This window comes from Nocardia testacea NBRC 100365 (assembly GCF_000308775.1).
Lineage (GTDB): Bacteria > Actinomycetota > Actinomycetes > Mycobacteriales > Mycobacteriaceae > Nocardia > Nocardia testacea.
This window is the reverse complement of sequence record NZ_BAGJ01000240.1, coordinates 1-8,775: the sequence shown is the minus strand read 5'-3', so window position 1 is coordinate 8,775 and position 8,775 is coordinate 1. Positions and strand designations below refer to the sequence as shown.

Annotated in this window: 2 protein-coding genes; both read right to left on the bottom strand. The window is 72.7% G+C overall.

Annotation, left to right across the window (positions count from 1 at the left end; genetic code table 11):
- Nucleotides 1-4,849 (bottom strand): type I polyketide synthase (locus ON38_RS25890; protein WP_039827628.1); only part of this gene is annotated, 4,849 nt, incomplete at its 3' end.
- On the bottom strand, nucleotides 4,846-8,775 hold a 3,930-nt coding region (locus ON38_RS25885; protein ID WP_039827627.1), incomplete at its 5' end, for a type I polyketide synthase. The genes ON38_RS25885 and ON38_RS25890, both read right to left, overlap by 4 nt.

Genomic DNA, 8,775 nt, shown 5'->3' with positions numbered 1-8,775 from the left:
GGCCCCAGGCCACCGAGACCGCGGCCAGTCCGGCACGGGCCCGCCGCTGCGCCAGCGCGTCCAGTACCGAGTTCGCGGCCGCGTAGTTGCCCTGTCCCGGCGAGCCCAGGACGGCCGCGATCGAGGAGAACAGCACGAAGGCCGACAGGTCGAGATGAGCGGTGAGTTCGTGCAGGTGCAGGGCCGCGTCGACCTTCGGCGCGAGCACCGTGTCGATCTGCTCGGGGGTGAGCGTGTCCAGGGTCGCGTCGGCCAGCACACCGGCCGCGTGTACCACGGCGGTCAGGGCCGGACCGGTGGCCGCGATCTCGTCGAGGACCGCCGCCACCGCGGACCGGTCACCGACGTCACAGGCCCGCACCCGCACCCGCGCACCGTGCCCGGTCAGTTCGGCGACGAGTTCGGCCGCACCGGCGGCCGCTTCCCCGCGCCGGGACAGCAGGACCAGGTCGCCGGCGCCGTGCGCGACGACGAGATGACGCGCCACCAGCGCGCCCAGCCCGCCGGTGCCGCCGGTGATCAGCACCGTCCCCGGGCCGATACCGGTTCCCGGCCCCGGCACGTCGCGCCGGACCAGCCGGGGGACCAGCAGTGCGCCCGCACGGGCGGCGAGCTGTTCTTCCTCGGTGGCCAGCGCCGCGCCGACCAGTTCCGGTGTGATCTCGGCGCCGGGCTCCACGTCCAGTAGTACGATCCGCCCGGGATTCTCGGATTGGGCACTGCGCAGCAGACCCCGGATCGCCGCGGCCCCGAGCTCCGGGTCCTCCTCCGGTAGTCCGGCTCCGCCACGGGTGACGACCACCAACCGGGTTCCGTCGGCGGACAGCCGCAGCCAGGTCCGCACGGCGGCGGTCACCTCGTGCACCAGGTCGCGTACCGCGGCTGCCGGTTCCGCCGGATCCGCGGGGCCGTTCCCGGGGCACCACACCACCGCATCGGGTCGCGGTCCGTCTGCCGCGCCGGGAGAGTTCCCGGACACGGCCGCGGCCAGGGCGGACATATCCGGGTGGGCCGCGGCGAAACCGGCCGCCGCCGGCAGACCGACCGCGACCAGGACCGGTTCACCGGCCGCGCCCGGCGATTCGGGCGCGCTCCAGCGCACCTCGTACAGCGGGAGTCCACCGGCCCGGACCCGGCCGAGCACGTGGCTGTTCACCGGACGGGCCCGGAGCGCCTCGACGGTCAGCACCGGAGCGCCGTCGCCGTCGAAGGTCTCCACCCGCAGGGTTTCCGCGCCGGTTCGCCGGATCCGCACCCGGACCGCGGTCGCCCCGGTGCGGAACAACCGCACACCGGTGAAGGAGAACGGCAGTGGCACCTCGTCCGCGGGCAGCTCGGCGATCCAGGCGTGCACGCCGGCGTGCAGGGCGGCGTCGAGAAGCGCGGGATGGATACCGAATCCCGCGGCCTCGGTGTCGAGTTCGGCGGGCAACGTCACCTCGGCGAGGATGTCCTCGTCCGCCTGCCACAGATGCTGTACTCCCTGGAACGCGGGCCCGTAACCGAACCCGCGGACGGCCAGCTCCTCGTAGAGGGTTTCGCCCGGTGCCGGCGCGTCCGCAGACGGGATATCCGCACCGTCGGCGAACCCGGCGTCGACCCGCACACCCGGTGCCAGGACGCCCCGGGCGTGCGTGGTGCCGGATCCGCCGGTGGACCGGTCCGCCGCGTCCCGCGAGGCCACCACGAAGCGCCGCCGGCCGTCGGCGTCGGGTGCCTCGACCCCGACCTGGATATCGACCCGGTCGCCGTCGTCCAACCGCAACGGCGCCTCCAGCACCAGTTCGTCGATCAGCTCGCAGCCCAGCCGCGCCCCCGCCGTCAGGGCCAGTTCCACGAAACCGGTGCCCGGGAACAGCACGGTGCCGAACACCTGGTGGTCGGTCACCCACGGCTGCGCACCGGCGGAGAGCCGGCCGGTGAACAGCCATTCGTCCTTTCCGGGCAGGGCGGTCACCGCGCCCAGCAGGGGATGATCGGCGGCGCGCAGGCCGAGCCGGCTCACATCGCCGGTCTCGGCACCGGCCGGCAGCCAATAGCGGGAACGCTGGAAGGCGTAGGTGGGCAATGGAACCCGATGCGGTGATCGTCCCGCGAACAGCGGCTCCCAGCGCACCGGAGCACCGGCGGCGAACACGCTGCCCAGGAAGGTGGTGAACCACGCGACCTCGTCCGTGCCGCGGCGGGCGGCGGCGGCCACCACGGCCCGTGCCTCGAGTTCGGGGTCGGCGGCCAGGCACTGCCGTGTCATCGCCGTCAGCGCGGCGTCCGGGCCCAGCTCCAGGAAACGCCGGGTGCCGGTGGCCATCAGGGTGGCGACGCCGGGGGCGAACCGGACGGCCTCGCGAACCTGCCGGACCCAGTATTCCGGTGTGCCCAGTTCCGCCTCGGCGACCGCGCCGCTCAGATCGGAGACGACCGGCACGGAGGGGGCGTGATAGGTGACGCGGGCGGCGACCGCGCGGAATTCGCCGAGCATCGGATCCATCCGCGCCGAATGGAACGCGTGACTCACCCGCAGCCGGTTGGTCTTGCGGCCGCGACCGGCGAACAGCCGCTCGACCTCTTCGACCGCGTCCTCGTCGCCGGAGAGCACTACCGAGTGCGGGCCGTTCACGGCGGCCATCGACAGGCGCTCGCCGTATCCGGCGAGGACCGCGCTCGCCTCGGCCTCGGCCACCGCCACGGCCACCATGGCACCACCGCCGGGTAGCGCCCCCATCAACCGGCCGCGCGCCGCGACCAGCGCGCAGGCGTCCGGCAACGACCACACCCCCGCCACATACGCCGCCACCAGTTCACCGATCGAATGTCCCAGCAGCACATCCGGAGTGGGGCCGAAAGAGGTCACGAGCCGGTACAGCGCGACCTCGAAGGCGAACAGCGCCGGCTGGGTGAACTCCGTCCGATCCAGCACACCGTCGGCATCGGTGAACATCACCTCCCGCAACGACCGCCCCAGCAACGGATCGAACTCCGCACACACCTCGTCCAACGCCGCCGCGAACACCGGGAACACCTCGTACAGTTCCCGGCCCATCCCGGCCCGCTGCGCACCCTGACCGGTGAACAGGAACGCCGTGCGCCCGCTACCTGCCGCCCCGGCGACCACGCCGGCCGCGGCGGAGGTTTCCCCCTCGGCCAGCGCGGCCAGACCGGTCAGCAACTCCGCGCGGTCCCGGCCCACCACCACACCGCGGTGGTCCAGCAGGGCCCGGGAGCCGGTCAGCGAGTACGCCACGTCCCACGGGTCGACGGCGCCGGCGGTGAGCACGTGGTCCCGGAGCTTCCGAGCCTGGGCCCGCAGTCCCGGTTCGGATCTGGCCGAGACCACCCACGCGACGACATCCGAGGTGACCGTGGGTTCGGCCACCGCCGGGCCCGGATCGGAGCCGGCAGGGTCCACCGCGGCCGGTTCGCCCGTGCTCTCCGGCGCCGACGGCGGTTCCGCGACCGGTTCGGCCGGTGCCTCTTCGATGATCACGTGCGTATTCGTGCCGCTGACACCGAACGAGGAGATTCCCGCGCGGCGCACCCGCTCCCCCGCCGGCCACGGCTCCGCCTCGGTCAGCAACCGCACCGTGGCCGGATCCCACTCCACATGGGGTGTGGGCGCGTCCACATGGAGTGTGCGCGGCAGGGTTTCGTGGCGCATGGCCTGCACCATCTTGATCACACCACCCACACCCGCCGCCGCGGAGGTATGACCGATATTCGATTTCAGCGAACCCAACCGGAACGGACCGCTGTCCCCCCGAGCACCGTAGACATTGATCAACGCCCGCGCCTCGATCGGATCACCCAGCATCGTGCCCGTACCGTGCGCCTCCACCGCGTCGATATCCGCCGGTTCGAGACCGGCGTTGGCCAGCGCGGACCGGATGACCCGTTCCTGTGAGGGGCCGTTGGGCGCGGTGAGACCCTTGCTCGCGCCGTCCTGGTTCACCGCGGTGCCGCGCACCACCGCCAGGACGTCGTGCCCGAGCCGCCGCGCGTCCGACAACCGTTCCAGCACCAGCATCCCGAGACCCTCGGAAAAACCGGTCCCATCGGCCGCCGCCGCGAACGCCTTACACCGCGCATCCACCGACAACGCCCGCTGCCGCGCGAACGCGATCAACAACGACGGATCCGACATCACCGTCACCCCACCCGCCAACGCCAGCGACGTATCCCCCTGCCGCAACGCCTGACACGCCAGATGCAACGCCACCAACGACGACGAACACGCCGTATCCACCGACAGGGTGGGGCCCTTGAAACCGAAGGTGTAGGACACCCGGCCCGACAGCACACAGCTGGCCGCGCCCAGGTAGGCGTGCCCTTCCGCCTCGGCCGTCAGCTCCGGCGAACCGACCCGCGGCCCGTAGTACTGGTGGAACACCCCGGCGAAGAAACCGGTATCGCTGCCGCGCAACGACACCGGGTCGATACCCGCGTCCTCGAGAGCCTCCCACGACGCCTCCAGCATCAACCGCTGCTGCGGATCCATCACCGCCGCCTCGCGCGGGCCGATCCCGAAGAATCCGGCATCGAAATCCGGTGCGGAATGGAGGAACCCGCCCTCCCTGGTGTAGATGGTGCCGGGCACGTCGGGGTCCGGATCGTAGAGCCGCTCCAGGTCCCAGCCGCGATCGGCAGGTAGCGGGCCCACCGCGTCGGTTCCCGCGTCGACGAGCTCCCACAGTTGTTCCGGAGTGCGGACCTCGCCGGGATAGCGGCAGCTCATCCCCACGATGGCGATGGGTTCGGAGGCCCGGCCCTCGAGTTCGCCGATATGTTTGTTGGCTGCGCGCAGGTCCCCGGTCAGTTTCCGTAGATACCGGGTGAGCCGTTCCTCGTTGCTCATGCTCGGCCGAACTCCTCGTCGATCAGATCCAAAAGCTCGTCGCTCGAATGCGCGGCGAGGTCGTCGTATTCGTCGGCCGGCCAGCGGCCGCCGAGATGGGACCGCAGCCGGTCCCCGATGCCCAGCAGGGCGGTGACCGTCGGCTCGTCGTCACCCGCGGTGGCCAGCACCCGATCGACGAGTTCCGCGAGCCGGGCGAGGTCGGTGCCCGGCTCCGCGGGGTCGGCGGACGGTGCCGCCGGAACCGCCGCGGCCAGCTGCTCGTACAGGTATCCGGCCATATCGGCGAGCGTCGGATAGTCGAAGACCAGGGTCGAGGGCAACTGCAGGCCGGTCACCGTGGACAACCGGTTGCGGAAGTCCACCCCGCCGAGCGAATCGAAGCCCAGTTCGTCGAAGCCCTGCTCGGGCCGGATATCGGCGGCCGACGGATGGCCGAGGACCGCGGCGGCCTGTTCGAGCACCAGATCGAGCACGGCCTGCTCCCGCTTGTCTGCCGGGACCCGGTCCAGCGCGAACACCCGTGACCGCCGGCCGGCCGCCGCACTCCGGACGAATCCGCGCAGCGCGGCCGGCACCGTATCGCCCTGTCCCGCGCGGCGCAGGGCCTGCGCGTCGAAGCGCAACGGCACCACCACCGGCAGCGCCTGGGGGTCCGCGCCCAGCCCCACGACGGTGTCGAACAGTCGCAGCCCGTCCGCGCGGCCGAGTGGGTGCACTCCGGCGCGGGCCAGCCGGGCGATACCGGCTTCGTCCAGGGTTCCGGCCATTCCGCCGGTATCCGCCCGCTCCCACAACCCCCAGTCCAGTGCGATCGCGGGCAGCCCCTCGGCCCGGCGGCGGATCGCCAGCGCGTCCAGGACACTGTTGGCCGCCGCGTAATTGCCCTGACCGGCCGAGCCGAGCACGCCGGCGATCGAGGAGAACAGGACGAACGCGGACAGGCCGGTCTCCCGGGTGGCCTCGTGCAGGATCCAGGCCGCATCGGCTTTCGGAGCCAGGACATGATCCGTCCGCTCCGCCGTCAGGGTGGTGACGGTGGCGTCGTCGAGCGTGCCGGCCGCGTGGATCACCGCCGTCAATGGCCGCTCGGCCGGGATCGCCGCGAGCAGGTCCCGCACCGCGGTCCGATCGGAGACGTCACAGGCTTCGATCCGGGGTCGCGCGCCGAGGGCGATCAGATCCGCCCGAAGCTCCGCCGCGCCCGGCGCGTCCGCACCACCACGCGAGACCAGCAGCAGATCCCGGACATCGTGTTCGGTGACCAGATGCCGGGCCAGCACCGCACCCAGACCGCCGGTACCACCGGTGATCAGCACGGTGCCGCTCCCGAAGTCCGGCCGCGGGGCCGCGGCCTCCGGCGCGGGCACCAGACGCGGCGCCAGCACGGTACCGGCCCGGACCGCGATCTCGGCTTCCCCGGACGCGAGCGCCCGCCGCACCACCTCGGCCGGAACGGGTTCGCCGGCGGTGGTGAGATCGAGCAGCACGATCTGTCCCGGGTATTCGGCCTGCGCACTGCGCACCAGCCCGGCCGCCGCCGCGGCGGCGAGATCCGGGAACGCGCCGGGCAGTCCGGCCGCGTCGCCGGTGATCACCACGAGCCGGGTACCGGCGGCCGCGGCACCGCTGTGCAGCCAGGCCTGCAAGGTCCGCAGGGCCGAGTGGACCCGGTCGTGGACCGCACCGGCGATATCGCCGTCGCGGGCGACCGCGTCGGTGGCGACCGACCACAGCACCGCCGCGGGCCACTCGCCGTCGTGGGCGAGCAGCGCGTCCAGGTCCGGGAACCGTTGCGGTACATCGGTCACCGGTACCGGTCCGAGCGCCGCGAGCGCACCGGGCGACGAATCGCCGGCCGGTGCCACCTCGGTCCACTCCAACCGCAGGACCGCCGGGGCGCCGGTCGACGAGGCGCGCAACCGGTCCACGTCATAGGTACGCATCACGGCCTCGTCGATGGAGACCACCGGATCGCCGGCGGCATCGATCGCCACGAGGGCGATGGCATCGGCGCCCTTCGAGACGGCCATCACCCGTAGCGGGCCCGGTCGCACCACATCGTGGAAACGCGCGCCCGCCCAGCGGAACAGCAGTTTGCCGAGATTCGGGTCGCCGTCGAGGTCCGGCCACATCAGGCAGGCGAGCGCGGCGTGCCCGAGCCCGTCCAGCAGTCCCGGATGCACGGTGAAATCGTCCGGATCGACGTCCGGATCGAGCGCAACCTCCGCGAACACGGTGTCACCGCGTCGCCACGCGCGCTCGGTCCCGCAGAACGACGGACCGTACTCGAGCCCGGCCGCCGCCGCGATATGCGCCGGAATCCAGTCCGGGTCCACCGGTTCGGCGTCGCGCGGCGGCCAGGGTTCGGCGCGCAGCCGGTCCAGCAGCGGTTCCGCCACCGGGCGTGCCCCGGCCAGGATGCCGCTGGCATTGCGCACCCAGTCGGCGCCGTCGTCCCCGGCACGCCGGTAGTGGAAGACGAAGGGGCGCCGCCCCGTCTCGTCGGCCTCGTCCACCAGCACCTGCAGCTCGATCCCGCCGTCCGCCGGGGGGAGCACCGGCGCCTCGAGAGTCAGTTCGGCGACCCCGGAACAACCGAACCGCGGGCCCGCGACCAGCAGCATCTCCAGCAGCGCGGTACTGGGCACGACCATCACACCGTGGCTCACGTGGTCGGCGAGCCACGGATGCGTGCGCGCCGACAACCGGCCGGTGAGCAGCCACTCGTCCTTACCCGCCAGCCGCACCACCTCGGTCAGCACCGGATGGCCCGATCCGCCGGCCGCGGTCGCGGCCGCCAGCCGCAACCAGAAGCGCTGATGCTGGAACGCGTAGGTGGGCAGGGCGACCCGTGCCGCCGCGCGCTCGGCGTACAGCGGCTGCCAGTCCACCCGCAGCCCGGCCACATGCGCCCGCGCCAGCGCACCGACGAACTGTTCGGGTTCGGCCGTCGTCCGGCGTGCCGCGGCGATCACCACCGATTTCGCCTCGGCACCCGGTATCTCCGCCAGACCCTGGCGGGTCATGGCGGTGAGTACGGCGTCCGGCCCGATCTCCAGGAACCGCCGCACGCCGGCCGCGGCCAGCGTCTCGATTCCCGGCGCGAACCGGACACATCCGCGGACCTGCGCCACCCAGTACTCCGGATCGGTCAGTTCGGTCCCGGCGACCGCGCCGGTCAGGTTCGAGACGACCGGGATCCGCGGCGGGTGGTAGGTCAGTCCGGCGGCCACCGCACGGAACTCGTCGAGCATCGGCTCCATCCGCGCCGAGTGGAACGCGTGACTCACCCGCAGCCGGCTGCACTTGTATCCCGCGGCGACGGCCCGGCGCTCCACCTCGGCGACCGCGTCGGTATCGCCGGAGAACACCACCGACCCCGGCCCGTTGATCGCGGCGATCGACAGTTCGTCGCCGTACCCGGCGGCCAGTTCCGTGGCCGCCGCCGCACCGACCGCGACCGCCGTCATCGCCCCGCCCGCAGGCAGGGCGCCCATCAGCCGGCCACGGGCGGCCACCAGCCGGCAGGCATCCGGCAGCGGCCACACGCCGGCGGCGTAGGCGGCCGCCAGCTCCCCGATCGAATGCCCGATCACCAGATCGGGTACCGGCCCGAACGATTCAACCAGCCGCCACAGCGCCACCTCGAAGGCGAAGAGCGCGGGCTGGGTGAACTCGGTCCGGTCCAGCTCCGCCGGATCGGCCGGGTCGAATACCAGCTCCTTCAGCGATCGGCCGAGCAGCGGATCGAATTCCGCGCAAATCTCGTCGAACGCGGTCGCGAACACCGCGAACGAGCGGTACAGCTGCGCCCCCATCCCGGCACGCTGGGCTCCCTGCCCGGTGAACAGGAAGGCGGTCCGGCCCGCTCCCACCACGCCCTCGGCGACGGCCGCGGAGTCGACGCCCGCGGCCAGATCGGC